The sequence below is a fragment of the Klebsiella sp. LTGPAF-6F genome, assembly GCF_001753185.1.
Lineage (GTDB): Bacteria > Pseudomonadota > Gammaproteobacteria > Enterobacterales > Enterobacteriaceae > Klebsiella > Klebsiella michiganensis.
Window position 1 is genome coordinate 2,111,914 of record NZ_CP017450.1, and the last position, 25,411, is coordinate 2,137,324.

The window sequence follows — 25,411 nt, forward strand, 5'->3', positions numbered from 1 at the left end:
TCATGGCTGATACTTCTAACCGCATTGCCGGTACTGCCTATGTCACCGTTAACGGTGTGTCGGTCATGGTTGAAGGCTCGTTCAAATACCAGCCCTCAACGGTAAACCGTACCACGCTGACCGGAATGGATGGCGTACACGGTTACAAAGAAAAGCCTGTTGCGCCGTATATTTCTGCCCGCCTGCGCGATAGTGGCGGCACAAATGTGCAGGGCTTTAACAAACAGACCAATGTCAACGTCATCGCGGAACTGGCAAATGGCAAAACAATCATTGGTCGAGGGCTCTGGACGGTAAACGTCCAGGAAGTTGAAAGCGAAGATGCAGTGTTCGATGTTCGCTGGGAAGGGTTTGAGGTCACGGAGAACTAAGATGGCTGAATTAGAACGTACGAAAATCATTGTTCTTACAACGCCTCTTGAGGATACGGCACAGAAAACGCGCTATGAGCAACTTGAGCTTAAAGCGCCGACACTTAGCCAGGCTGAGCAGTTTTACGAAAAGCAGTCTTCTTCAACCTCTCTTGCGGCAATGCGCTTACTCATTTCTCTGGTATCTGACACCCGCGAAAGCGTTTTACAGCCGATGGATTTTATCGACTTCCGCAAGTGCGAGGTTTATCTGCTCAGTTTTTTGACCTGGCAGCCCTGACAGCATGGCAGGAACTTGCTGCTGAAGTGACATTTTATTTCCGCTGGACTGAGGACAGGGCGTGGGGCATGACCTACTCCCGTCTGAAGTGGTGGATATCTCAGGCCTCCAGGATTAACAAACTCAGGAAACCTTCACGCGATGAGTAACTCTTTTGATTTTGAACTGGTGGCTGGGGATCATGTCAGCGAAGCAATAGCTCGGATAGATGAGGCTGTCCGTAATCTTGAGCCACAACTTGATAAGACCCGTGAAGGTCTTCAATTAGGCGGCCAGGAGACGATTGATGGGCTGAATGGATATAATTCCAGGCTGGATATTATGGCCCGGACTGCACGCGATAACGTTCAGTTTATCGGTGACATGATACCTCCGATGAAAATAGTGGGAGAGCTAGCGGGAAAGTTTGCCGGTCTGGGATTAGTCGGTGGAGTTATTGGCTCCATTGGTGGGGCGGCATATGCCACAGGAAAGCTCGCGGAAAGCTACCGGGAAGCAGCCAGAGGGGCTTATGACCTGAACACACATGCACAAAATACTGCTATGAGTGTTCAGGACTTTTCCCGACTTTCCGGGGCTCTTCAGTTGGTAGGGGCAGACAGTGATAGTGCTGCATCCTCGATCGAGGGAATCTTCAAATCTCTCAACGAGGCGAATAGTGGTAAAAATGCTGGTGTCATGGCCGCCATGGCTCAGATTGGCGCCCAGATTGAAAGAAATAATGATGGTTCTGTCAACACGCTAAGAACGCTTGAGTCCATCGCAAGGATTTTCCCCAAACTTCGGCCAGATCAACAAAAATCGTTTGCTGATGCGATGGGTTTAACTCCTGAGATGCTCACGCTTATGCGTGAAGGAGCAAAATATGCTGGTCTTCTGGCAAAAGCGGATAAGGTAGGATTGACGGTGGATCCCGCACTTAACCAGCAACTTACAAGCTTCGATGTTGCAGTGAAGGAAGCGAGCGCTTCCTGGGACGGATTCAAATCAAAGCTTGAACGTAAGGTTTATGCCGCTCTTGATACCAATGGCCTTACCGATATGGTGAATGGCTTTACTGATATGCTGGCGAATAATTTCGACAACATTTCCATGGGGCGGTTTGCTGGACAAAACAAAGGCGACGACTCCGAGCTGATGCGCAGAGCGCTGGCAGATCCTGAATTTCAGAAGAGCCTCAACGGAAATGAGAAAAATCAGCTTACTGCTGGCGTAATGACTGATGAGTCCAGGAAGAAATATCGCCAGTATTTTTATAATCAGGATCGCTCACAGCAATTACGTGATGATGTAAACGCCATTATTAGACCAGAAACCTCACGTGGCCCCATCGTCTATAACCCTAATGGTAAAAACACCCTTGGGTTTAGAAATCACAATCCTGGAAATTTGAGGGATGCCTCAAACGCAACAGGAAGAAATAAGGGTTTTTCTACGTTCTCCAGTGATGAGGATGGTTTGGCGGCGATGGCTCGTCAACTAATGCTGTATGGTGATCGGGGTAATAATACTCCGGGTGGTATTCTTCATACGTATGCCCCGCGAACTGAAAATAAAACGCAGCAATATATTAACGATGTATCAGCCAGGACTGGCTATGACTCCCGTCAACGCCTTGATCTGCATAACCCTGAAGTACTTAAAAATCTGATGGCTGCAATGATTCAGCATGAACAGGGATCACAACCGTACACGGAAGAGCAGCTGAAAAATGCGATACAGTCAGCCATTATGGATGACCGGTGGTCAGGCTTGCGAAGCCGCGATAATCTTACGCAACAGCGAAGAGATATCATCTCTGGTGCTGGAGGTAATGTACGGACGCCCTCCATACTGGCTCCAACTGATGGAGTCGGTGATACTAATGTCATGGCCGATAATATTACTCGCTCTCTGACGGATGCTCTTTCTGAACATCCATTAAAGCTTGAAATAACCATGATTAACGATAAAGGAGAGAGAAAAACCTATAACGTAGAAAATAACGGAAAAATTATCACTCCCATGAATTATTAACATATCACCGCCTGTGCCGGCGGTTTTTTATTTCCGGAGGATTGATGGCAATCATTCAGGATGCGATCACATCCCTGATGGGGGGAGATACGGTTGAAGACTGGCAAAGTCAGCTTCGACCATGCTCCTTCCGTGGCGTCCCCTTTGCCATCATCAGTGAAGAGGGGAGTCACGGACGCCGTCAGGCAGTGCATGAATACCCTTACAGGGATACCGCCTGGATAGAGGATATGGGGCGAGGCACCCGTCGTTTTGTCCTCAAAGGGTTCCTCGTTCAGGATAGCCTCATATACGGTGGTGGAGATGTCATATCCCAGCGGATAGCATTGATCGCCGCTTGTGAAACCAAGGGCAGCGGGACGCTAATTCATCCCACTCTTGGTGAGATGACAGTTTCTGTACCTGAAAATGGCCTAAGCCTTTCCGGAGATATGAAGAGTGGGAGAGTATTTGAGTTCACCCTGACACTCATTGAGTCCGGCATTAAAGTATTTGCTATAACCGGCAGTAGTGCATCATCAAAAACGGTTAAAACAAACTACCTGAAACTGGTAAGTACTACGGTTCTTAGTACCATCGCACGTGTTAAAGCTGAAATGCGTGGGGTTAGCCAGGCAATAAAAACAATAAAAAGTACGATAAGCTTTTGGTCAAATATGGTTAACAGCACCATTAATGAAGTGACAAATATCAGTAATGTGCTGAAATCAACATTTGGTAATGAGCGATATGGTCGATATAGCAAAGGCACTGTAGGCGGCTCATCATCTGGATTGATGGGTGGAACATCTGCGGATGATACGGAAGATTTCCAATTATTATCTGATCAGGTTTCTGCTCAAGCCATTATGGACAGGAAGGGAATTACTGACTCAGCTACTACGCTCAATAATTCAACAACTATTGATGATTTTATCCAGCGCGCAGCCGACTTAATTAATTATATCCTCAACTGTACCGGTGGTGTTAACGAGCGTATTACGGCACTGGAAAAGCTGGCGAATGCAACCAGTACCGAATATCAGAATTCGACTTCAAGCGCTGACATTGCGCAAACCGTTAATACTCTGATTATCGTCTTATGCAGTGCCGCTATGGCTTCAGCGGCATCAGATTCCAACCCTACCAGCCGCGATGAAGCGGAGCAAATAACCCGGCGTGTAGCTAACCAGCTTGATGCGGCGCTTCTGGTTGCTGGTGACAGAGCCGATGATGATTTATACGGTGAGTTGTTGCTGGTCAGATCTTCATTTCTTGAGGCTATGTCAGCAATTTCTGGCGGTTTGAGCGAGCTAATGCAATTTAATTCAACCCAGCCTCTTCCCGCGCTTACTCTCGCCAGTCGGCTGTATCAGGATGCTTCCAGAGCGGATGAGCTGATTCAGGAGTCCAGCGTTCCCCATCCGGCATTTATGCCTGTTTCGATGAAGGTATTACGGCAATGAGCGAAGATCTGGATACGGTTAGGTTAACGGTAGGTAATAAAATAATAGAGGGATGGGATTCAGTTCGTGTTACCAGAAGCATAGAGCGCTTCCCGTCTGATTTTAGTCTTGGGCTAATGGACTATTACCCAGGGACTAATGATAAGCAGCTGGTGCAGGAGGGGCAGTCCTGTGAAGTGCGCATCGGGAATGATCTGGTCCTGACGGGCTATGTTGACAGCTGGGAGCCGTCAATTACACGATCCAGACATGAAGTGCAGGCTAATGGGCGCAGCAAGTGTCAGGATCTGGTGGACTGCTCTGCAGAGTGGCCAAACAATGTCATCAACCAAAGTGATGCGCTAAGTATCACTACCCGGCTTTCCTCATGGTACGGCATCAAAGTTTCATGCGATGTTGACGATCTGGTTGATGTGCCTCAGTTCACTATCAACTGGGGAGAATCACCGCAGGAAATCATCGAGCGGGTCACACGCTGGTCGGCGCTGCTTTATTACGACCTGCCGGATGGCAGTCTTCTGCTGACGCGGGTGGGAACACGGCGGGCGGCCAGTGGTGTGGCTGAAGGGGAAAATATAGAGCAGGCGTACTACCGCGCTGATATGTCGGAAAGGTTTTCTGACTATGTTGGCATCTCGATGAGCGTTTCACCAATTGCTGGGTTTTCACCTGATACTGCCTATGACTCAGTCACTCTAGCCACAGCGCGCGATCCGGAAGCAGCAAAGATGCGCTACCGGAAGCGTATCGTTATCGTTGAAAGCACCCTGATGGCATCTCAGCAGGCACAGCGCGCGATTGATTGGGAGATGAACAGGCGTTATGGCCGCTCAAAGCAACTAAGCGTCACGATAGATAGCTGGCGGGATAAAGCTGGGAAGCTATGGGAGCCAAATACGCTGATACCCGTAAATATTCCCACGCTAAAGCTGCCTAAAACCGAGTTGCTGATTGCCGACGTAACATTTATGCGCGACAGCGATGGCACCCATGCCAGGCTAACGCTAATGCCTCCAGAAGCGTTTGCCGTTCAGCCCTACGCCTTCTATCAACAACTCGCAGGATTCAACCAATGAGCCAGATTCGTAAGTTTGCAACCCGTATTGCCAGCATGTTAGGGGTAGGGCGAATTACTGCGATGACAGATACTGGCAGCACTCAGACCGTGCAGTATCAAACTCCGCTGGAGGTCGCTAACGCCCACAGACTGGCGGAGTTTGGGTTTTCCTCTGGGTTACCTGTCGGAACAGACGTTGTGTTGGCGTTCCTGGGTGGCGATCGCTCAAACCCAGTGGTCATAGCAACCAACCATCAGGGGTATCGTCATTCGGATCTTAATTCAGGCGAGACAGTAATGTACAACCAGTGGGGCCTGAACATCCTTCTGACAGAAAATGGAGTCTTCGTTGATGCTAAGGGTAAAAACGTAGAGGTTAATAATGCCACTACCGTCACTATTAATGCCTCTGATTCCATTCTTGCCAACACGCCGATGTTTAAGTGCACCGGCGACATTGTAGACAACTGCAATTCAAACACCAAAACCGTAAAACAACTGCGTGACGCCTACAACATTCACGACCATGAAGTGAAAGGGGTTCAGTCAGGAGAAAGCACTGTCACCAGTGAAAAAACCACAGAGAAGGTATCTGATGAGTGATATTTCATCCTTCTGGAATATTGATGAGATGCAGGCCGACTGGCAGGAAAATTTCGGCATTCTCACCTCTGACAATGATATGCATACCGCCGTGCTGATCAGCCTTTTTACCGATGGCCTTGCACGCGCAGATGACCCATATGAGGGGACAGATCGCCGAGGATGGTGGGGTGATCTGGGAAATGAAAAGACAATCGGTTCACGTCTGTGGTTATTGCGGAGAGAAAAACTGACCCGCGACGTAGCTATGCGAGCGGAGCAGTATGCTGAAGAAGCGCTGGCATGGATAAAAAGTGACGGAATCGCCAGGGAAATACAGGCGACCTCAGAAATCGTTTTTCCAAACAGGCTGAATCTTATCATCCGTTATCTTCCCCCGGACGGCGACTGGCAAGAATTCAAATTCTTCTGGTTATGGGAGCAACTGAACAATGCCATTTAAAAGAAAAACGCTTAGTGAGCTGAGAACAGAAAATCAACAGTTCATGCAGGCGGAGCTGGAGAAGGTCGGCGCGCTGCTCCGGTTCGGAAATTTGAAGGTGCTAGCGGATATGGACGCTGGCATGGCGCACTTGCATTACGCCTATCTGGATTATATTGCCCGACAATGCACTCCTTTTACATCGACAGATGAATGGCTCGCTGGATGGATGGCGCTTAAACAGGCCTACCGTAAAGCAGCCACCGCTGCTCGATCACCTGAAGCGCAAATCAAAGGGACGTCAGGGAGGACGTTAGATGCGGGAGCAGTAATTAATCGATCGGATGGTTATCAGTACACTACTGATGCTGGTGTAACGATCGGCAGCTCTGGCACAGCAACAGTTGCTGTTACCGCCGTATTACCTGACATCGCCGATGATGTCACTGGAGGTGGCAGCCTGGGAAATGCTGATGCCGGTACTATCCTGACCCTTGATGCGAATGTGTCTGGCATTGAAAGTACGGTCATGCTCATTCAGCCAGCCACCGGCGGTGCTGATATTGAGGATGAAGAGGATTTTCGCCAGCGCGGTCTTCTGTTGTTTCAAAATCCGCCTCAGGGGGGCAGCGATACTGATTATCGTACATGGGCTCTGGCAGTATCCGGTGTTACACGTGCATGGGTCCGCCGTAGAGGAATGGGCCCAGGAACCGTTGTGATTTACATCATGTGTGATGGCAACGACAAGACAAACCATGGGTTCCCGGTTGGTACGGATGGTATATCGCAGCTGGAAGAATGGGGCGCAGTGAAGGCTTCAGGCGATCAGGGAAGGGTAGCCGATTATATGTACCCACTTACCCCTGTCACCTCCCTGAATTACATCTGTTCGCCTACTGAGCGGGTTATTGATTTTGAAATAAGTGGTATCTCTGATGCGAGTAGCACTACAACTGCTGCTATAGCTGACGCTATTGACAGCGTTTTGTTTGAATCTGCTGATCCTCTCGGAACAGGAAAAATCTATCTTTCAGACCTTAACCGTGCGATAGGGGATGTTTCTGGGACAGCTGGTTTTATTCTGGTTTCCCCATCTGCAAATATTGAGCCGGGAATAGGTGAGATGGCCGTTCGTGGAGAGGTGAACTATACATGAGCCTCTTCTCAACTGACGACTATCTTAAAGCCCTACAGGCACTAATCCCGTCAGGAAGAGCCTGGACAAAAGATAGAAATGCAGTGCAGACGGCGGTGCTTCGAGCACTGGCAAGGAGCTATCAACGTAGTGATAACGACTCTCAGTCTCTACTCAGTGGTGCTTTCCCGAAGACGGCAACCATCATGCTTACTGACTGGGAAAATACACTCGGATTACCTGATGATTGCTCCATTGGCGAGGTCGACACAATCGCCAAGCGACAAAATGCAATCGTCTCAAAATTAATAAGTACCGGCGGTCAGTCAAAAAGTTATTTCATCGGTATTGCCGCTGCGATGGGCTATACCATATCCATCAAAGAATATCGGCAAGCGAGAACGGGATTATCCGTATGTGGTGATGGGATTAACGGTGATGACTGGCCATTTGTTTGGTTGGTAGAAGCAGAGGACACAACGATATCCTACGCGCGGGTAGGACTCAGTTATTGCGGAGATCCACTTCGCTCATGGGGGAATCGCCAGCTTGAGTGTCGTATAAACGCGCTGGCACCGTCTTATACACTGGTCAAGTTTGGCTATATCTATTTCGGTTTCAATGATGAGGGGGTCTATGAAGTCACTCCTGAATTTGCAACGATATTTGATATTGCATCGGGACATATCTCTTTAAATTAAATCCTGAAGGTAAATATGAGAAAAGTTGGAAGTACAACAGATACCGCTGATGCTAATGGCGAATATACTAACGGTAACGTTGCTAATGGTGTATCGCCGACAATTATTAATGCAGAAATGCTTAATACATTTCAAAGGGAAATGGTTAACTTAGTTGAAGGGTTGGGATATACACTAAATCCTGACGACGACTCGCAAATATTAAAAGCAATTAATGGTGTTATTACTGGCCGTATATTGGGCGTGCCAAGAGTTATTACCAATAGTGGCATGTTTACAAAATCATCTGGCGCTAAAAAGTGGAAAATAAGAATTCTTGGCGGTGGAGGGGGGAGTTCTGCGGCAGCAGCAACGGCAGCAGGACAAACATCTATGAGTAATGGTGGTGGTGCCGGTGCATACGCAGAGGGAATGTATGATGTATCCGCATTGACGTCAGTAATGATCACTATTGGTCAGGGCGGAAAAGGTGGTACTGCATCATCGCTTTATGGGGAGGATGGAGGGACTAGCTCGGTCGGAGATCTTATTATTGCACCCGGAGGAAAAGCCGGATTGCCAGCAGGCCCGGCTAACCCTCCATTTCAACCAGTGGCAAACTCTAACTCAAACGGCCCTACCGGATGGAATATCGTTGGTGTTTCTGGGCCAGGAGCAGAGTCAGGGGTTGCTGTATCAACCGAATACACAATCGGTTCAAGGGGAGCCAATAGTCAGCTTGGAGTTGGAGCAGCCGTGCAGGCCATAAACAATCCCGGCGTAACAGGTGGCGGATATGGCTCTGGTGCATCTGGCTGCTCAAATGGGCCATTACGACCAGTTAACCCGGGGGCAGCAGGTCGTGACGGAATAGTTATTATTGAAGAGTATACGTGATATAAATGTCGTACTTTTTTAGGGGGAGCAATGACGCGAATGATTAATATATAAATAAAATAGCTTTCCAACTTCTAAATAAATGCGCGGGTTTATTTTTAATATGTATCGGCATCTGGGCTTTTACCAATTCCGAATCGTCATCAATTAAATAATTGTTGGGTTATTATTAACTACACAGCAGCTTAGCTCCTGCATGGAAATCATATGCCTCAAAGATACAACACAGGAAATTCACGTCCGTCTAACAGCATGAAAGATCTTAACGATAATGCGTTAGCCTTTGATGACTATATGAATACTGAAAGCGATATATACATTGATCGCTTTGGGAATGCGAAAGACTCACTTTCAGGGACTGCAATAAAAATAACAGCAGCCGCAGGTGTTGCTGTAGAGGCAACACGACAGAACCTGATCCCTCTCAGCCGCCAGTATATGACGCTGGCCGATGCTCAGGCTGATATTGCAAACATCCCGGATGGCTCAACAACCTATGTACGCAGCCCTGATGGCGGCACACTGGCGGATGAGTACATTAATAACGGTGGCACGCTGGCGGCTACGGGCAGAGCTATGCCGTCGATGAGCGCTCTGAAAACGGGATACATTACAGGGGATGCTAAAAGCGATGCGGAAATTGTTGCCGGGCTGGTGATATATGCTGATGGCTCTACTGCATCGAGCCCTGCATGGAATGCCTGGTATCTGAAAGTCAGGGCGGGCGAGACAGTCACCTATAGCGGGACGGTAGGCTCTAACACCGCTGGCGAACAGATGGCGTATCTTATCCAGCTGGACGCCAACAAAGCATTCGTGGCATCTCTGGCTGAGTGGATATCAACCGGGAACGTAACGGATAAAGCCACGCTGTCAGCAGTTGCGACTCAGGACGGGTATATTTACGTCCGGGTGAGGGATACGGCAGAATTCACCCTGACGCAGCGCAAAAAAACAATTCTAGTGGAGGCAGATATTGATGCCGCCGGAGGGGTAGCAAGCTATGCCAGTTATCAGAATGTGCTGGCGAATAAACCGCTTGTTGATATTACCTCATCTCAGAGTACTGCATGGGTGGCCGGGCGGGTGATTTATGCCGATGGTACCCGCACTGATGCGGCCGGAGAGTCATGGCGTGCCGCTTACGTTCCGGTAAAAAAAGGGGATGTTCTCGAATATCACGGTGAGATTGGCAGCGCCACACCCGGCGAGCTGATGGCGTACATAATTCAGCTCGACGCCAGCCTTAATGTGGTGGGGAATCTGGCGACTTATTCGTCGGAAGGAGTCCAAAAAACAGGTGTTTTATCGGGCGTGGCAACCCAGGACGGTTTCGCTTACTTCCGTGTGCGGGTGACCACGCCGGAAGCGGCGATTTATCAGAGCAGAGAGCGGTTCACACCCGGCGCAGATGTATTCGGCGTCAAAACTGTAACGTCTGTGAATGCGGCCAACCGCGTGACTACGGATGTCACGAATGCTTCAACCACCACATATATTATCGGGCGTGTCATGTCAGCGGATGGTTCGGTGGTGGACAACGCAGGAGTTAGCTGGAAAGCAGCTTATCTGCCCGTGAAGGCAGGAGAGGTTATTCAGTATCACGGCCAAATCGGCACCGGCACTTCGGGCCAGGTACTGGCTTATATCATCCAGCTCGACAGTGCGCTGAAATTTGTGGCGCCACTCGCCACCTATACTTCGCCCGGCTCGTCCAGCGCTGGTGTTATGACTGGTGTCGCCACGCAGGATGGTTTTGTTTATGTCCGGGTGCGTGTGACTGATCCGGCAGCAACCATTACAAAGACCACTCAACTGTTTTCCCTGCCCGCCAGCGTATACGCTGTAATGAACCCGGCCGATATTGTTGCGGCTAACAGAACAACCCTTGACGTGACCAGTGCACCGGATACATACACTATCACGGGGCGGGTTATATACTCCGGCGGACTGATTTCTGACACCGCAGGTGAGAACTGGAGAGCAGCGTATGTTCCTGTTCGCGCGGGGGATATCGTGCGCTATTTCGGGCAAATCGGCTCCGGCACGGCAGGCGAAGTTATTGCTTATATCATTCAGCTGGATGCTGCAATGGCGGTTGTGGCTAATCTTGCCACTTACACGTCACCGGGTGTCACCAGTAACGGCGTAATGTCCGGTGTGGCAACCCAGGATGGTTTCGTTTACGTGCGCGTACGCGTCACCACACCCGCGGCAACCATAACACGGACGTCTCAGGATAAAGCTTTTGCATCAGACCTGAGAGGGCCGGTAAAAACTGTCGATTATACCAGCGTGGCATCAGTCATTGCTGATAACTCAGTAATGTACAGCGGCGGTAATATCGTCTCCGGCTCTGCTTACAGTGCCTGGCGGATGTATTACATCCCGGTGCGAAAAGGCGACTCTGTCGAGATGTACGGGCAGTACGGCTCCGCCACCGTCGGGGAACTTATCGCCTATATCATGCAATGTGACGCGGATAAGGGGTGGATATCGGACCTCTTCACCTTCAAATCGGGCGGCGGATATGTGACGGCAACGTATCGCGGAGTGGCCACACAGGACGGTTACGTTGCGGTGCGCGTCAGAAAAACAACCGACCCCGTATACGCCGTCAGGAAGATTTATCCCAATCAGGTCGCCAGAGTCAATGACGTGTCCGCCATGATTGAGCAGTCCACACGGAGCAGTCAGGCAAAAGCAAAAGTTTTTAACGCGCCTTTCCATGTCGATCTATCCGGGCTGCCTGAAAAGACGCCTGACTTCGACAGTTTCAACAACCCTCTGGAATACACTTTCACTAAGCAGTGGGCGCGTCGCGATTTTTACAATGCCGCTGACTCGTTCATGCTCTCTTTCATGGACCTGGAAAACAATCCCTGGAATCTGCAGAGCAATACTTACGATATCACCGCCGGGAATGTGTTTGCTTATTCCTGGTCAGCAGGAAAGGTCTCTTTCCGTAACCCGATAGCAAATGGCCGGGTGGTGATGTTCGCGGATCGCTATATGCCCTTTGCAATCAGTGAGATCGCGATCGACAGGCTGGCAGGCAATGCCACGATGGGGATAATGTTCGCGGATGTTGACCAGCAGAACAGTGTTTCGGTCCGCGTCTCGAACAGCCAGGTTATCTGTGAAATCTACGCCGCAGGGAGTCTGCTTGATACCACCACGTTCACCGGTTCGGATATGACCGGCGCAGTGCTTCAGGTGCAAAATACCGGGGTGTCACTGCTGCTGAAAAAAGTGAACGCTGACGGGACGTGGAAATGGATTGGCCGCTATGAGCACTATGCCATCTTTGATGCCCGCAGGCTGGAATACCTGGACACGTGGAAAACCTACGTGTTTGCACAAACGGATGCATATTCGGCCAGTGATGTTGCTGTCTTTAGTGGTTTTTCAAACCGAATTGCCAGCGGGGCGAATTCCGTCTCCATTCGCTTCCTGACTTATGAAGACGGTACGTTTATTCAGCGCGGTAACTGGCTTTATTTTCTCGTTGAGGGAACAGGGACCACTATCTCCGACCTGTACACCCAGATAGTCCGTATCAACTTCAACAGCGGTGAAGTCCAGATGATTGGCGCGATTTTCCAGGTGCGGACTGACGGAACCGATGAGGATGTCGTACTGGGTGATGACAGTATCAAGGCGGTGTATGACCGGAACAGTCAGAGCTGGAAGGGCATCTCTTGCGGTATGGACTATCAGGGGAAAGGGCTGGCCGATAACAATCGACCAAAACTGTACTTTGAGACGAAACAGGACTTGCTGCAGGGCGGCGTGATTATTGTCAGAAACTCTGTGCAGATGAAGAACGCGAACGGCAGTTTTTTCGGGATCGGGGCAAGCTACGTGGAGGATATTGATTTCTACTATGAAGCTTCAAGCAGCCAGTGGGTGATGACGGGAAACACCATTTCCAGCGGATGCAAAACTTTCCGGAGCCCGACGCTGTACGGCGGCATTGTTCAGGAATATACGACAGCTGAAGTCCCTGCTGGCGTGCGCGATACAGGCAACCAGTTTGTGCATTTCGGTGAAACGGTCTATCTGACCAGCGGGGGAACGGCCAACCGGATGCATCTGCGCAAGTATGAGGCAGGTCTGACTTTCCTGGGTGAATTTGTGCAGGATGTGTATCTGGCTCCGAACACAACCGGGCCATGGTGCACGCTGGTCCCGTTCACTAATGGAGATGAAACGGAGCTTTTCATGCTTTCCTTTGACCGTTCTGATTTGTATGAAGGTCTGGGTAACGGTGCATCGACATACGATCACGGCGGTCTGTACTGCTGGAAAGCCAGTAAGTAATTACCTACCCACTTCGCCCTTTTATTGTTGGGCTTAGTGGGTATTTTTTACTTTATAGGAACTGCACCCGTGGGCAGGTTTACTCGATTGTATTTTCTTGCGAGGAATTTTTTCTCTACCATAAACCACGACGCAAGAGCTATGATTGTTGTTGCAATTAAAGACATAATGAATGATTGTCCAAACTCGTCAGGTAAATAATTGCTGAAAATTTGCTGTAAAGGGAATGCGTATATGTAGACGCCATAAGAAATATCAAACTTCCCTTTTATGAGAACATCCCTAAAAGAGAATCCGAACATTATGACAATTACAGGAGCCAAAAAGAGAAGTGGCAAACTAAGTTCGTTGCTATGAGGTAGAACCAGCAACCCGATGAATCCCAAGGCCATCAAGATGTATTTTACTACATGATGCTTTTGCCATATATGTCTGGTGGCAAAAAGAAGAGAGCCCATCGCGAAGGGAATTGAATATGCAGCGGCCCGATAAAAATAATAGTCTGATATGTGGTATTTATTATTTATAAGAACACCCAAAACTGAGAGAGCTATAAATATGATTGACCCTAAGATTGGTTTTTTGATAATTGAAAAGATTAGCAGGATTGCAATGTAATCTAAAAATTCAAACTTCAGTGACCATAAGCTACCATTAGCTGAATCATTGAATACGTAATCACTTGTGAAACCATTAACTATTTCCCCAGCGCCAGGAGAGCCAAAGAAACTAAAGTACAGTAAGGATTTTATCGGGTTGATAGATAACAACCAGTCCAAAGCATGGTTACTTGTGCCAAAAAAAGGAAAAACTAAAAAAGTCATTATTATTGCACAGGCTATTAGTCCTGGGAAAATACGCAAGGCTCTTTTCTTTATATACGAATATGTATTCGATGAATTCAAATAGCTATTCGTTATTAAATAACCAGATATAGAAAAGAAAATAATTACGGCAATTGTTCCTAGTTTTGTTGTGCCAAATAGCTTTGGCTCAGGTAGTCCATTCAAAGCATAGTGGTGACTAACCATAACCAGGTATGCAGCAACATGGCGTATGATATCGAAACAATTAGAGCTGTGTTTCGGAGGAGCTGAGAGATTGCTTTCCATGATTTCTCTATAATGTGTGTAAATTGTGCATTATATATTACAAATTGATAAGAATGTAAATTCAATAAATAACACAAATCCAATTGACATTAATGGTGTTCTGTGGTTCGTTCGGCGAATAACCAATCCTAAACCGACACGACATACAAGATGTGCTGAGTAGTCTCGCTTGATCTTCCCCTTCAATAAAACCACTGTATATGAAAACAGTATTTATTGGAGGGCAGATTATGGGATTCCCGTCACCGGCTACGGATTACATTGAAAGCACGTTAACAGTAATTTCTCTGTGCAACATCACAGCAAACTCGCGAGTTATCGCAACTGACCGTGGGTATGTTGTTCTGGGCTTATCGCTGAAGGTAAAGCAGGGGAGTATTCTGCTCATACGTTCTGCTGGCGAACTTCAGTTTGCAAAGCTAATGAGTAGATCGTTCATTACTGTAGAAGGAGAATCGATTGAAGGCGATGCCATGGATGAAGTCGAAGTGCTCGGAGTTGCGATGCACACGATCAACAGCTTGAGGCTGGCTACTAGCCTTGTTTGAAGGGGAGTGTGATTAACCGCACGTTAACTACTGTTGCCTGAAATTAACATCTGAGATAATAACCTCACGAATAATAGAGCAAAGCGCGTTTAAATGTGAGCAGTAAGAAAAAGTTAACGTTCATGCAATTTTTGATAATAAATAGTCAACTCGCCGGCATCTCAGATACTTGGGCTGATTTGTGGGTATTGATTTTCCATACAAGCCTTAGTGCGGGTAGGCTGTTGGCGCTTCGGTACGATGACATAGATAATGATTCAATACTGATACGAGAGCGGGGGAGACTGGAAGCGCTGCGCGTTGAAATTCCACCTAGGGCGATGGCGATGATAACTCGGCGACGGGAAAGGTATCCAGAGGATGTTTTTGTGTTTCAGAGTCATTCGAACCGGGTAAAGTATGAATGCCGGCCAGTCACTTTAATTGCTTTCAACACTGCCTTAGGCCGGGCTGCAAAATCCTTACCGGGAGTCACCGTGAGCAGTAGTAGCGCAAGAAACGTATCTCATTAATCGCCCATAAGCACCTGCTGGCAAAGTAGTCAACTTGCAACCCCTTAGTGGGTTATTTGTAAGCTATGGGAATGGTTATTGCCTCAGACCCTTAGGGGGTAAAATTGGGGCAAATTTTGGGGCAGAATAACGTTTGGGGCACGATTTGGGGCAATCAAATGTCCGCATTTGTCCACATTTGACCAGAAGTCAATAAAGTTAAGTTATTGAAAAAATTGCAGAACGTTGAATTTGCTAAACTATTTTTTTGCATGCCATAATAAAGTTAATATTTAGGCAACCGCGATCAAAAAAATTGCGCTGTTTGCAGCACCGGACGAGGTTATTGCGTAAACTTTAAAAACTTTACCAACTCGCTGTTTCTTTAAGGTCATTTGTACGCTTTACTCACCGGCTGCTGCGGCGCGGAACGAGTGTGGCGGCATATTTTTGTTTGGAAAGGATACTTGGGTGGCTCTTATGACGCATGATGCTTTTTCCCTTCGCGGCCTCGCGGCAGGCTGCGCGCTTTTACTTCTCGTTGCGCCTGCGGTGCAGGCTGCGGAACAACTCCCCGATGCGCCATCCATTGACGCGCGAGCCTGGATCCTGATGGACTATGCCAGCGGCAAAGTGCTCAGCGAAGGCAATGCCGACGAAAAACTCGACCCGGCGAGCCTGACCAAAATCATGACCAGCTACGTTGTCGGCCAGGCGTTAAAGGCGGGTAAGATTAAGTCTACTGATATGGTGACCATCGGACGCGATGCGTGGGCCACCGGTAACCCGGCGCTGCGCGGCTCTTCGGTGATGTTCCTCAAGCCGGGGATGCAGGTGTCGGTAGAAGATCTTAACAAGGGCGTCATCATTCAGTCCGGCAACGACGCCAGCATCGCGATAGCCGACTACGTGGCGGGCAGCCAGGACGCGTTTGTCAGCCTGATGAACGGCTATGCGCAGAAAATGGGCCTGACCAACACCACCTTTATGACCGTGCACGGTCTGGACGCGCCGGGCCAGTTCAGTACCGCCCGCGATATGGCGCTGCTCACCAAAGCGATGATCCATGACGTGCCGGAAGAGTATGCGATCCATAAAGAAAAAGAGTTCACCTTCAACAAAATCCGCCAGCCGAACCGCAACCGCCTGCTGTGGAGCACGAACCTCAACGCTGACGGGGTGAAAACCGGGACCACCGCCGGAGCGGGCTACAATCTGGTTTCTTCCGCGACGCAAAACGATATGCGCCTGATTGCCGTCGTGCTCGGCACCAAAACTGACCGTATCCGTTTTAACGAATCAGAAAAACTGTTGACCTGGGGCTTCCGCTTCTATGAAACCGTGACGCCGATTAAACCCGATGCCACCTTCATTACCCAGCGCGTCTGGTTTGGCGATAGCAGTGAAGCGAAGCTGGGGGCGGGCGAGGCGGGTTCCATCACGCTGCCGAAAGGCCAGCTGAAAAACCTCAAGGCCAGCTACACCCTGAACGAGACGCAGCTGACCGCGCCGCTGACCAAAGGGCAGGTTGTCGGCACCATCGACTTTAAACTGAATGATAAAACCATTGAGCAGCGGCCGCTGATTGTGATGGAAGCGGTGAATGAAGGCGGTTTCTTTAGCCGGATGATCGATTTCGTGCTGATGAAACTGCACGGCTGGTTCGGCGGTTGGTTCTCTTAAAATGCAGGCCGCGCCCTGCGGGGCGCGGTTAGTAAAGCAGTGAAATTTGTTTTTCCTTCGCCAGCGCGAGCAGATCGTCATCCGGACAGACGTCGCTGGCTATTACGTCAAACTGCGATAAATCCCCCATCCGCGCCGGCCGGACTTTGCCGAATTTACTGTGATCGACAACCAGCACGTGGTAGCGAGCGCTTTTCATCGCCCAGTGTTTGACCGGCAGCTCTTCCAGGTTAAAACAGGTCGCGCCCTGCTCGCAATCGACGCCCGCAGCGGAATAAAACGCGATGTCCGGGCACAGGTGGCTCAGCGTATCCTGCAGGCTTAGCGGTTTAAAAATGGCGTTGCTGGCGTGGAACTCGCCGCCGCACAAAATTGCGCGGCACTGGGGCTTTTCCTGTAAGGAAAGAAAGGTATTGAGCGAATAGCAGACGCCGGTAAAGGGCAGGGCGCTATCGATGGCGTCGATGATCCACGGCGTGGTGGTCCCGCAGTCAAAAAAGGCCATCTGGTGGGGCTCAAGCAGCTTTGCCGCATGGCGGGCTGCGCGGCGTTTTTCATCCACAAGGCGCGTTTTCTGATCGCTCAGCAGATAGTGCGTTGCGCTGCGCGGCTCCAGAACGATATAGCCGCCCAGCAACACGACCGGACCGCTGTGGCCGTTGAGGTCGCGACGAATGGTCATCTCTGACACGCCAAGCAGGGTGGCCGCTTCTTTTAGATGGAGTTTATCACTGCGCTTGAGTGCCTGAATAAGCTGGCTGATGCGTTCGTCACGACGAGTTTCCATATTCCCTCTAAGCTGAAAGCGCCCTGCATTGACAGGGCGTCAGCGGCGATTTTACCTGCCGGAAGAGGCTTAGTCACGCGCAGGAATCGGGCGCTGCCGCAACTTTACCGGCTGGTCAGGAACGTCTATTCGCGCACCCAGCCTTTGCGAATCGGCAGCGAAAAGAACAGGCGGTACAGCCGCTGCAGATGCTGATAGAGGGTTTTTCCGCCGCTTTGCCACAGCAGTTGGGCGCTAAGGCAGGCGATCATCGCGGTGAGCAGCCCGCCCAGCATGTCCATCGGCCAGTGAACGCCGAGATAGACCCGGGACCAGGCAATCGCGCAGGCAACGGCGATAAGCAGCGCGCCCGACCACAGGCGGTGCCAGAACATAAAGGCCAGCGCAAAGGTAAAGCAGATAGTACCGTGATTGCTTGGGAAGGAGTTATTGGGTGAATGATGCAGGAAGTTATAGCCCACACCGGCGGCAAACGGACGTTCATGCGGAAAAAACACGCCGAATATCCATGAAAGCGTGAGGCTAATCGCTAGCGCCATCATCACCTTAAATACTAGCTGACGCTGGTTTGGCCCCCAAAGCCATAAGGCGAACACCAATAATGGCACAATAATAATCAGGTCTTTGGCGATAAACGTCGCGATTTCAATTGCCCACCACGGCGACGCGGGGGTGGCATTGAGGAATGCAAACAGCGAGTAGTTAATATTTTCCAGCATACATCCAGGCTCTTGGGTCCGTTAGCAACAAGCCGCCCACCTTAAAAAACGGTGGCGATAAGGTAAAGCAGTATTGTCTTAATTATCAGTTTGTTATGAATGAAAGTGCGTATGTGGCTTCGTTAACAGACTGAGTAAAGGAGTATATAGCCTGTAATCTAATTGAAACATAAACGAAATATATACGATGGGATTTTCATTCGGTGATGGCGACGCGGTCTCTGCGTGGCGATATTTCTCTTCATCGCTCACAATTCACTATCTCCCCGGCACGACTTTCATTAAACTTTGCGCGGTTTTATTTAAATAAGAGATTTCATGCACAATTCTTCGCTTTCAGGCAAACGCCTCGGACGTCAGGCGCTGCTCTTTCCGCTGTGCCTGGTGTTATACGAATTCGCCACCTATATCGGCAATGACATGATCCAGCCGGGAATGCTCTCGGTGGTGGAAGAGTTTGGCGTGGGCAATGAGTGGGTTCCGACCTCAATGACCGCCTATCTGGCCGGCGGTATGTTTTTGCAGTGGCTGCTGGGGCCGCTTTCGGATCGCATCGGCCGCCGTCCGGTCATGCTGACCGGGGTGGTGTGGTTTATCGTGACCTGCCTGGCGACGCTGCTGGCGCAGACGATTGAGCAGTTCACGCTGCTGCGCTTTTTGCAGGGCATCAGCCTGTGCTTTATCGGCGCGGTTGGCTATGCGGCGATACAGGAGTCTTTTGAAGAGGCGGTGTGCATCAAGATCACGGCGCTGATGGCCAACGTCGCGCTGATTGCGCCGCTGCTTGGGCCGCTGGTGGGCGCGGCCTGGGTTCATCTCCTGCCGTGGGAGATGATGTTTGTCCTGTTTGCCGTGCTGGCCGCTATCGCCTTTTTTGGGCTACAGAAGGCGATGCCGGAAACCGCCACCCGCATGGGCGAGAAGCTATCGGTTAAAGAGCTGGGGCGTGATTATCGTGAAGTGCTGAAAAACCTGCGCTTTGTCGCCGGCGCGCTGGCCACCGGTTTTGTCAGCCTGCCGCTGCTGGCGTGGATTGCCCAATCGCCGGTGATCATCATTAGCGGCGAGCAGGCGACCAGCTACGAGTATGGTCTGCTGCAGGTGCCGATATTTGGCGCGCTGATTGCCGGTAACCTGGTGCTGGCGCGCCACACTTCCCGCAAGACGGTGCGTTCGCTGATTATTCTCGGCGGCTGGCCGATTATGATCGGCCTGCTGATCTCCGCCATCGCGACGGTGGCGTCAACCCACGCGTATCTGTGGATGACCGCCGGGCTGAGCGTTTACGCCTTCGGGATTGGGCTCGCCAACGCCGGGCTGGTACGCCTGACGCTGTTTGCCAGCGAGATGAGCAAGGGGACGGTGTCGGCGGCGATGGGGATGCTGCAAATGCTGATCTTTACCGTGGGTATCGAAGTGAGCAAGCACGCCTATGAGGCTGGCGGTAGCGGGCTCTTCAGCTTGCTCAACCTGCTGAGCGGGGTGCTCTGGCTGGCGATGACGGTCTACTTCCTGAAGGATAAACGCGTAGGCAGCTCCCTCGAACCGCAGTAATATTCAGATGCCCTGCTGCGACGTTACGCGCCGCAGCAGGCGCGCCCTCAGGCGAACGGCGCTTCGCGATTAAGCACTTTATCAATAATATGCAGTACGCCTTCTTCGTTATTGTGCGGCGCACGATAGCCAGCAACGGCCTTCACCGGCGCGGCGGCGTTGGCCATGGCGAAACCGAAGCCGGCATGCTGCAGCATTTCGATATCGTTGCCGCTATCGCCAAACGCCACCACTTCATGGTTCTCGATCCCCCAGCGTTCCTGCAGGATGCGCAGTCCGTTGGCTTTATGCACGCCGGGAATAATCAGGTCAATGCTGCCGTAGCCGGTAGCGACCGCGGTCACCATATCGCCAAGCGCAGCGTGCAGCTTCGGCTGTATCTGCGGGATCAGCTGGTCCGGGACGTTGAGACCGAACTTCAGAATCTCATCATCAGCAATATGATTAAAATCGTCGACCAGTTCGAGGCGATGATAGTACTTTGCCGCGACCGCTTTCAGCGCATCATTATACTGGTTGAGGGTATAAGCGCTGCGCTTACCGCAGGCGATAATTTCAATGTTGGTCAGCGTCTGGAGATGATCGATGACGGTATTGAAATGCTCCTGCGGCATCCGGCAGTTAAATACATCTTCTCCGGCGCTGACCACCCAGCCGCCGTTTTCGGCGACAAAGGCGATCTCGTGCGCTACCTCCGGGAAGAAGGAGATAAGCTGGTAATACTGGTTGCCGCTGGCGACGACGAAGCGGATGCCCTGCTCGCGCATCCGTTGATACTGGGCGAGGAAGCGCTGACGGTTATAGGTTTTGGCATCGCTCAGAAAAGTGCCGTCCATGTCTACCGCAATCATTTTGATGCTCATTAACTGTTCTCCATCACGGGTTCAGATTGTGGCTTCGCTACCGCGCGAGCGACGATGGCCGCGACCAGCACGAGTGCCAGCACCACCATCATGGCGCTGCGCAGGCCGAAGTGTTCGCCGAGAAAGCCCAGCAGCGGCGGCCCGACGAGGAAGGCGAGGTAGCCGGTAATCGCCACCACGCTGACGCGCTTCGGCGCATCGGGGCCGGTGTCGCTGGCGGCAGAAATGGTCAGCGGGAAGCCCAGCGACGCGCCGAGACCCCATAATAGTACGGAGAGACCGGCGACCCACGGGTTATCGACGAAAATAATCAGGCCAATGCCCAGGGCGCCCATTACCGCGCTGGCGCGAACCACCGTCACCCGGCTGTAGCGGTCAATAAACCAGCCGCCGGTAAAGCGGCCAAGGGTCATGCCGAGGGTGAAGCCTGCGTAAATCAGCGAGCCGGAGGTTGGGCTGAAGCCGTGGCCGTCAACCATCAGCAGCGGCAGCCAGTCGTTGGCGGAGCCTTCAGCAAAGGCCATAGCCAGGACGATCGCGCCAATCAGCAGCAGCTGGGCATCGCGCCATATCGGCAGGCCTTTGCCTTCATGGCGCGCCGCTTCCGCCGCATTTTTGCCGGTGCCTTCAGGGATCGCGCGAATGGCGATAGCAATGGGGGCGACGGCCACCAGCGCCGCCAGCAGGATGTGCGGCGCGGCGGGCAGGCCGAAGCCGGTTACCGCCATACCAATCCCGGCGCCGACGAGCGTACCGAAGCTGTAGAAACCATGCATCATCGGCAGGACGGTTTTATTCATCTCACGTTCAACGGCGGCGCCTTCGACGTTAATGGCCACTTCCGCGGAGCCAAAGCTGGCGCCGAAGATGGCTAAGCCGATAGCAAACAGCACCGCCGAGGTAAACCATAGCGCGGCGCTGAGCACCAGCATGCCGACCACCGCGCAGGACATGGTGGCGCGAATCACTTTACGGGTGCCGAATCGATTGACCAGCCACGCTGAGCAGAGGATGCCGCTCATCGAACCTATTGATAGTCCAAATAATACAATCCCCATTTCCGCCGTCGATAGCGCGAGCAGATCGCGAATCGCCGGCGTGCGGGTCGCCCATGAGGCCATGAGTAATCCGGGGATAAAAAAGAACATGAAGAGCGCCCACAGCCTTAGCTGGAGGGCTCTGCGGGAGGTTTGCGCTGTCATCCGTAAATGCCCGAGAGTGAAGAGATGCAGACAACAGTAGCAAGGTTGTGTACATTTGTACATCCAGGCAGGCTGCCGCGGAATGCTTTTTTATTGACCTCTATGATTCGATTCAGCCTGAGGCATATTTGACGCGTACGCCGTGGGATTCAGCATCTGTTTAAATGAAAGAGGAAAAGGGGATGGCCCGTCGACCAAACGACCCGCAGCGGCGGGAGCGGATTTTGCAGGCGACGCTGGACACGATCGCGATACACGGTATCCACGCGGTCACGCACCGGAAAATCGCCACCTGCGCGGGCGTGCCGCTGGGCTCGCTGACCTACTATTTCAGCGGCATTGAGGCGCTGGTCGAAGAGGCGTTCAGCCTGTTTACCGGCCAGATGTCGGCGCAGTATCAGCAGTTTTTTGCCGATGTGCATAGCCGCGAAGAGGCCTGTGACGCCATTGCGGAGCTGATTTTTAGCGCCCAGGTGACCACCGCGCGCAATATGGAGCTGATGTATCAGCTATATGCTTTTTGCAGCAGCCAGCCGAATTTAAAAGCGGTCATGCAGAACTGGATGCTGCGCAGCCAGCGGACCCTTGAGCAGTGGTTTGAACCGGCAACGGCCCGCGGGCTTGACGCCTTTATCGAGGGGATGACGCTGCACTTCGTGACCGACAGAGCGCCGCTATCGAGAGAAGCGATTCGACTGATGGTAGACCGGCTGGCGGGAGCGTGAGCGGGGCGCAGAAAACAAAAAACCCATCAACCTTGAACCTAAGTGGCGGGGTTGATGGGCTCCACAAAATGGGGACATCAAAGAAAAGCAGTGGCACTACTTATGACTGATGCCAGCAAAAAAAGTTCTGCGTATGCGCGTTTTTTTTCTTAAAAAATTCACTGTAGCCCCGGCCAGATGATGACAATCAGCGTACCTGCCAGGGTTAACAACACGTTAGCGATGGCGTAGGTCCCCGCGTATCCCAGCGCAGGAATATTGCTGCGCGCGGTATCGCTGATGATTTCCATCGCCGGCGCGCAGGTACGGGCCCCCATCATGGCGCCGAAGAGCATCGCCCGGTTCATGCGCAGCACGTACGCGCCGAACAGGAAACAGATAACCACCGGCACCAGGCTGACGATAAGGCCCGCCGCCAGCATCTGACCGCCGACGGCGCCGAGGCCGTTATTTATGCCGGCGCCCGCGCTGAGCCCCACGCCTGCCATAAACACCATCAGGCCGAACTCCTTCACCATATTCAGCGCCCCCTGCGGAATGTAGCCAAACGTCGGATGGTTGGCGCGCAGGAAACCGAGCATAATGCCGGCAAACAGCAGACCGGCGGCGTTACCGATGCCGAAGCTGAACGAGCTGAACTGGAAGGTGATCATGCCGATCATCAGGCCAACGATAAAGAAGGCGCAGAAGGCGAGCAGGTCGGTCACCTGGCTGTGGATGGAGATAAAGCCGATACGATCCGCGACGGTTTTAACGCGACGCGCGTCGCCGCTGACCTGCAGCACATCGCCCTTGTTGAGCACCACGTTATCGTCGATAGGCATTTCGATCTGGCTGCGGATAACGCGGTTTAAGAAGCAGCCGTGATCGGTCAGCTTCAGCTGCGCCAGGCGACGGCCGACGGCATTGTGGTTTTTGACCACGATCTCTTCGGTGACGATGCGCATATCGAGCAGATCGCGGTCGAAGACCTCTTTGCCGTTACGGAAGCTTGGGTCGAGGCGGGCATGGGCATCCGGGTAACCCACCAGGGCGATATCATCGCCCATCTGCAGCACCGCATCGCCGTCCGGGTTTGCGAGAATGCCGTTGCGGCGGATGCGCTCAATGTAGCAGCCGGTCTGGCGGTAAATGCCCAGCTCGCGCAGGTTTTTACCATCAGCCCACGCCACCAGCTCCGGGCCGACGCGGTAGGCGCGGATCACCGGCAGATAGACCTTACGCCGGGAGTCGGTATCGAGGCCGCGCTCGCGGGCGATTTGCTGGGCGCTGGTCTGCAAATCCTGATGCTGCAGCTTCGGCATATAGCGGGCGCCGACGATCAGGCTGACCAGGCCAATCAGGTAGGTCAGCGCATAGCCGAGGCTCAGATGATCGAGCGAGAGGGCGAGCTGGTCGCTGGGCATGCCGAAGTGCCGTAGCGTATCCCCGGCGCCCACCAGCACGGGCGTGGAGGTCATGGCGCCGGCGAGCATCCCGGCCGTCAGGCCGATATCCCAGCCGAAGAGCTTACCCAGCCCCATGGCGATCAGCATCGCGCTGCCGACCATCACCAGCGCGAGCATCAGGTAATTTTTGCCGTCGCGAAAAAAAATAGAAAAAAAGTTGGGCCCCGCTTCCACGCCGACGCAGAAAATAAACAGCATAAAGCCGAGATTGAGGGCATCAGTGTTAATACTGAAATGCTGTTGCCCTAATAATAGGGAAACCACTAAAACGCCAATGGAATTACCAAGTTGTACCGACCCGAGACGCAGTTTCCCGAGGCAGAGTCCTAATGCAAGCACAACGAACAATAACAGGATGTAATTCCCGTTTAACAAATCTGCGACGTTTATATTCACGAAAGCCAACTTCTCATTTACTAGTAAGTTGTTGAAGGAAATGGTTATTTGGTCTAAGGTTGGTCCAGTGTTCGCGTTGTCCCGAACGCTATTCTGGCATCCCGTTATAACCAGCAAAATATAGTCGACAGTTTAATCTTTCCTGGAGGCTGCGGCTAGTAACAATCGTGTTTACATTGACGGGATCTTTTATTGGCATGGATTGCCAGAATCTTTATCTGACTGGGCGAAGTGGAAGTTGGTTAGAGGCAAAATCAGGAGGATGTCGTGAAATCTGAGCGTGCTTGGGCCGGTATTATCTGTGGGTTCTTTCTATTTATCGTGGTTTGTTTATCACTACTGTTACATATGAAAGGCGCCTTTCGGGCTACCGGTCACCCTGAGCTCGGGCTGCTGTTCTTTTTGCTCCCCGGTGCGGCGGCAAGCTGCCTCTCTCCCGGGCAGCGGGTACTGCGTCCGCTTATTGGCGCGATGCTGGCTGCACCTGTCTGTCTGGTGGTTATGCGGCTTTTCTTTGTGACCGAGCGTTCTTTCTGGCAGGAACTGGCGTGGCTGTTTAGCGCGGTGTTCTGGTGCGCGCTGGGCGCGCTGTGCTTTTTGTTTATTTGCGCCTGGCTTGATACCAGACGCAGGCACTCGTCAGAGGAGTGAG

At 51.7% G+C, this 25,411-nt stretch carries 22 protein-coding genes; 16 read left to right on the forward strand and 6 right to left on the reverse strand.

Features of this window, described 5'->3' with window-relative positions; translation table 11 throughout:
- The first annotated feature begins 2 nt into the window (after positions 1-2).
- The 11 genes from BJF97_RS09910 to BJF97_RS35635 all read left to right on the forward strand — a co-directional run bounded on the left by BJF97_RS09910 (position 3) and on the right by BJF97_RS35635 (position 13,231).
- A complete protein-coding gene (locus BJF97_RS09910; RefSeq protein WP_048294781.1) occupies positions 3-371 on the forward strand; it encodes a phage tail tube protein in 369 nt (122 codons plus the stop codon).
- Position 372: 1 nt separating this feature from the next.
- Positions 373-651 carry a phage tail assembly protein gene (locus BJF97_RS09915; protein WP_070082889.1) on the forward strand — a complete coding sequence of 93 codons (279 nt, stop codon included), beginning with the start codon at positions 373-375 and terminating at the stop codon, positions 649-651.
- A gap of 141 nt (positions 652-792) precedes the next feature.
- Positions 793-2,667: a hypothetical protein gene (locus BJF97_RS09920; protein ID WP_070082890.1), complete on the forward strand. Its 1,875-nt coding sequence runs from the start codon at positions 793-795 to the stop codon at positions 2,665-2,667.
- 44 nt (positions 2,668-2,711) lie between these two features.
- Positions 2,712-4,112 carry a DNA circularization protein gene (locus BJF97_RS09925; protein ID WP_070082891.1) on the forward strand — a complete coding sequence of 467 codons (1,401 nt, stop codon included), beginning with the start codon at positions 2,712-2,714 and terminating at the stop codon, positions 4,110-4,112.
- Positions 4,109-5,188, forward strand: coding sequence for a phage baseplate assembly protein (locus BJF97_RS09930; protein WP_070082892.1), 1,080 nt, complete (start codon positions 4,109-4,111; stop codon positions 5,186-5,188). Before BJF97_RS09925 ends, BJF97_RS09930 begins: the two co-directional genes overlap by 4 nt.
- On the forward strand, positions 5,185-5,772 hold the full coding sequence (locus BJF97_RS09935) for a phage baseplate assembly protein domain-containing protein (RefSeq protein ID WP_070082893.1): 588 nt from the start codon (positions 5,185-5,187) through the stop codon (positions 5,770-5,772). Before BJF97_RS09930 ends, BJF97_RS09935 begins: the two co-directional genes overlap by 4 nt.
- The gene (locus tag BJF97_RS09940) at positions 5,765-6,214 is read left to right on the forward strand and encodes a phage GP46 family protein (protein ID WP_048294792.1); all 450 of its coding nucleotides are present in this window, start codon (positions 5,765-5,767) and stop codon (positions 6,212-6,214) included. The genes BJF97_RS09935 and BJF97_RS09940 overlap by 8 nt, the downstream gene beginning before the upstream one ends.
- Positions 6,204-7,352 (forward strand): baseplate J/gp47 family protein, encoded by a 1,149-nt coding sequence (locus BJF97_RS09945; protein WP_070082894.1) that lies wholly within the window; start codon positions 6,204-6,206, stop codon positions 7,350-7,352. The genes BJF97_RS09940 and BJF97_RS09945 overlap by 11 nt, the downstream gene beginning before the upstream one ends.
- Positions 7,349-8,032, forward strand: coding sequence for a YmfQ family protein (locus BJF97_RS09950; RefSeq protein WP_070082895.1), 684 nt, complete (start codon positions 7,349-7,351; stop codon positions 8,030-8,032). Before BJF97_RS09945 ends, BJF97_RS09950 begins: the two co-directional genes overlap by 4 nt.
- A gap of 15 nt (positions 8,033-8,047) precedes the next feature.
- On the forward strand, positions 8,048-8,908 hold the full coding sequence (locus tag BJF97_RS34060; RefSeq protein WP_148722755.1) for a glycine-rich domain-containing protein: 861 nt from the start codon (positions 8,048-8,050) through the stop codon (positions 8,906-8,908).
- Between the two features lie 207 nt (positions 8,909-9,115).
- Positions 9,116-13,231: a hypothetical protein gene (locus BJF97_RS35635; RefSeq protein ID WP_442910100.1), complete on the forward strand. Its 4,116-nt coding sequence runs from the start codon at positions 9,116-9,118 to the stop codon at positions 13,229-13,231.
- A 47-nt stretch (positions 13,232-13,278) separates the two neighbouring features.
- On the opposite strand, the gene BJF97_RS09965 is transcribed toward BJF97_RS35635, so the two are convergent.
- Entirely contained in the window at positions 13,279-14,343 is a 1,065-nt protein-coding gene (locus tag BJF97_RS09965; protein ID WP_070082898.1) for an acyltransferase family protein, read from the reverse strand.
- Between the two features lie 230 nt (positions 14,344-14,573).
- On the opposite strand from BJF97_RS09965, the gene BJF97_RS09970 reads away from it, so the two are divergent.
- Together BJF97_RS09970 and dacC are read left to right on the forward strand one after the other, a co-directional pair.
- Entirely contained in the window at positions 14,574-14,891 is a 318-nt protein-coding gene (locus tag BJF97_RS09970; protein ID WP_070083028.1) for a hypothetical protein, read from the forward strand.
- Between the two features lie 971 nt (positions 14,892-15,862).
- Positions 15,863-17,065, forward strand: a complete 1,203-nt coding sequence (dacC, locus tag BJF97_RS09975; RefSeq protein WP_029946969.1) for a serine-type D-Ala-D-Ala carboxypeptidase — start codon at positions 15,863-15,865, stop codon at positions 17,063-17,065.
- Between the two features lie 28 nt (positions 17,066-17,093).
- Here the strand turns inward: dacC and deoR are convergent, their stop codons facing one another.
- Together deoR and ybjG are read right to left on the reverse strand one after the other, a co-directional pair.
- A complete protein-coding gene (deoR, locus tag BJF97_RS09980; RefSeq protein ID WP_004849345.1) occupies positions 17,094-17,852 on the reverse strand; it encodes a DNA-binding transcriptional repressor DeoR in 759 nt (252 codons plus the stop codon).
- A 125-nt stretch (positions 17,853-17,977) separates the two neighbouring features.
- Positions 17,978-18,571: an undecaprenyl-diphosphate phosphatase gene (gene ybjG / locus BJF97_RS09985; protein ID WP_004849347.1), complete on the reverse strand. Its 594-nt coding sequence runs from the start codon at positions 18,569-18,571 to the stop codon at positions 17,978-17,980.
- A 318-nt stretch (positions 18,572-18,889) separates the two neighbouring features.
- Between ybjG and BJF97_RS09990 the strand changes: the two genes are divergently transcribed.
- Complete coding sequence (locus BJF97_RS09990; protein ID WP_032694260.1) at positions 18,890-20,125, forward strand: MFS transporter; 1,236 nt, start codon at positions 18,890-18,892, stop codon at positions 20,123-20,125.
- Positions 20,126-20,172: 47 nt separating this feature from the next.
- Here the strand turns inward: BJF97_RS09990 and BJF97_RS09995 are convergent, their stop codons facing one another.
- Positions 20,173-20,988 (reverse strand): Cof-type HAD-IIB family hydrolase, encoded by an 816-nt coding sequence (locus BJF97_RS09995; RefSeq protein WP_032694259.1) that lies wholly within the window; start codon positions 20,986-20,988, stop codon positions 20,173-20,175.
- Positions 20,988-22,190, reverse strand: a complete 1,203-nt coding sequence (locus BJF97_RS10000; RefSeq protein WP_014228591.1) for an MFS transporter — start codon at positions 22,188-22,190, stop codon at positions 20,988-20,990. Before BJF97_RS10000 ends, BJF97_RS09995 begins: the two co-directional genes overlap by 1 nt.
- Positions 22,191-22,372: 182 nt before the next feature.
- On the opposite strand from BJF97_RS10000, the gene BJF97_RS10005 reads away from it, so the two are divergent.
- Positions 22,373-22,915, forward strand: a complete 543-nt coding sequence (locus tag BJF97_RS10005; RefSeq protein WP_014228592.1) for a TetR/AcrR family transcriptional regulator — start codon at positions 22,373-22,375, stop codon at positions 22,913-22,915.
- Between the two features lie 158 nt (positions 22,916-23,073).
- On the opposite strand, the gene BJF97_RS10010 is transcribed toward BJF97_RS10005, so the two are convergent.
- Positions 23,074-24,759 carry an aspartate:alanine antiporter gene (locus BJF97_RS10010; RefSeq protein ID WP_004849356.1) on the reverse strand — a complete coding sequence of 562 codons (1,686 nt, stop codon included), beginning with the start codon at positions 24,757-24,759 and terminating at the stop codon, positions 23,074-23,076.
- 267 nt (positions 24,760-25,026) lie between these two features.
- On the opposite strand from BJF97_RS10010, the gene ybjM reads away from it, so the two are divergent.
- Complete coding sequence (ybjM, locus tag BJF97_RS10015; protein ID WP_004849358.1) at positions 25,027-25,410, forward strand: inner membrane protein YbjM; 384 nt, start codon at positions 25,027-25,029, stop codon at positions 25,408-25,410.
- The last annotated feature ends 1 nt before the right edge of the window (position 25,411 follow it).